The sequence below is a fragment of the Enterobacter cloacae complex sp.6700776 genome (assembly GCF_048284255.1).
Lineage (GTDB): Bacteria > Pseudomonadota > Gammaproteobacteria > Enterobacterales > Enterobacteriaceae > Enterobacter > Enterobacter intestinihominis.
In genome coordinates this window covers 1-788 of the sequence record NZ_JBLVYK010000053.1, presented here as the reverse complement: position 1 = coordinate 788, position 788 = coordinate 1, and the positions used below count along the sequence as shown (strand labels likewise).

Here is a 788-nt window from a genome sequence, read left to right as displayed (position 1 = left end):
CAATAACGGCGACTACCACTACACCAATAAATGTAAGCATCACTCTTACTCCTGTTATCAACATTAAACATAACATCTCTTACCCGCACCGCGCCGGAGGCACTCAGGGCGTTTCTGATGGCTGACGGGCAAAAGGTGGTGGCAAGTACACCGAAAACCACCAGAAACGCACCTGATTTATTTTACGCATATGCATCACTTATTCACATCACTGCATAGCCGGTGATTTCGGTTAAAAAAGACTCTCTGTGTGCTGAAATCGCAGAAAATGGCCATGATCCCCGTCACGCTCAGGCCACCTGAGACGGGCGTTTATCAGTCTCCATACTCCCTGTCACCATGAGATAATGTGCGTTGCCGTTCCGGTACCAGATCTGCTGTCTTCTCTGGTTCCTTTTCCGTTGTTTGCCCGTATCGCTGTTGCTCAATCTCATTCAGCCTGTCGATAACCGGCGCAGCTGCTCGCTCAAACTCTGCACCTGCCTGCTCAAGCCCGACACGCGCTCGCTCAGCGCCGCGTTCTCCCGTTGCATAAGACCAGACATCTTCCGCCATTCCTCGAAGGCGCTCTCCCACTCGTCCAGCCTTCTCGAGTAGTCCTGCTGTAGCTGCTCTAACGCGCTCAGCAATTGTTTTTCCAGTTCCGTCATTCTGCTCTACTCCCGTACCAGCTTCACCGCGTTCCGCGTCTTGTTGTCCACCGTCCGGCCCGTTTCGGCTTTCATCCCCTCCGGCAGCACCAGAAACCGTCCGTTGCGGTTCTCCAGATAGGTCACGCCCCACGTCTG

At 53.7% G+C, this 788-nt stretch carries 1 protein-coding gene and 1 pseudogene; both read right to left on the bottom strand.

Annotation, left to right across the window (positions count from 1 at the left end; translation table 11 throughout):
- Window positions 1-434: 434 nt before the first annotated feature.
- Entirely contained in the window at window positions 435-650 is a 216-nt protein-coding gene (locus ACNQ0T_RS23160) for an MbeD family mobilization/exclusion protein (RefSeq protein ID WP_015328239.1), read from the bottom strand.
- 6 nt (window positions 651-656) lie between these two features.
- Window positions 657-788, bottom strand: a pseudogene (locus ACNQ0T_RS23155) (mobilization protein); the annotation flags it as partial.